The organism is Microbacterium sp. Kw_RZR3 (genome assembly GCF_029222405.1).
Lineage (GTDB): Bacteria > Actinomycetota > Actinomycetes > Actinomycetales > Microbacteriaceae > Microbacterium.
Genome location: NZ_JARHXC010000279.1, coordinates 1 through 593, shown reverse-complemented (window position 1 = coordinate 593; position 593 = coordinate 1). Strand labels below are relative to the sequence as shown.

Here is a 593-nt window from a genome sequence, read left to right as displayed (position 1 = left end):
GCAACGCAAGGTCCCTGAGCCTGTCGAAGGGACCGGACCCACCCCTTCCACCCACACGGAGCCCCGCATGACCGACCTCACCGCCGCCGCCCTCCCCTCCCTCGCGGCGAACGTGTCCGTCCCGACGTACGACCGCTCGGCCGTCCGCTCGCGCATCGTGCACTTCGGGGTCGGCGGCTTCCACCGGGCCCACGAGGCGATGTACCTCGACCGCCTGCTCGAGGCCGGCCACACCGAATGGGGCCTGTGCGGCGTCGGCGTCCTCTCCTTCGACGCCGCCATGCGCGACGCCCTCTCCGCGCAAGACGACCTCTACACGCTCGTCACCACGGCCCCCGACGGCACGTCCACCGCACGCGTGGTCGGCTCGATCGTCGACTACCTCTTCGTTCCCGACGACCCCGAGGCCGTCGTCGCCAAGCTCGCCGACCCCGACACGGCGATCGTCTCGCTCACCATCACCGAGGGCGGCTACGGCATCGACGACGCCACCGGCACCTACGCGCCTCGCGACGAGGCGACGCTCGCCGACCTCGACGGCGCTCTGCCCCCTCGCAGCGTCATGGGCCTGCTGACCGAGGGGCTGCGCCGAC

The 593-nt window shown here is 72.3% G+C and carries 1 pseudogene; it reads left to right on the top strand.

The features are described from left to right. Nucleotides 1-67 precede the first annotated feature (67 nt). Nucleotides 68-593 (top strand): annotated as a pseudogene (locus P2P98_RS15615) (mannitol dehydrogenase family protein); the annotation flags it as partial.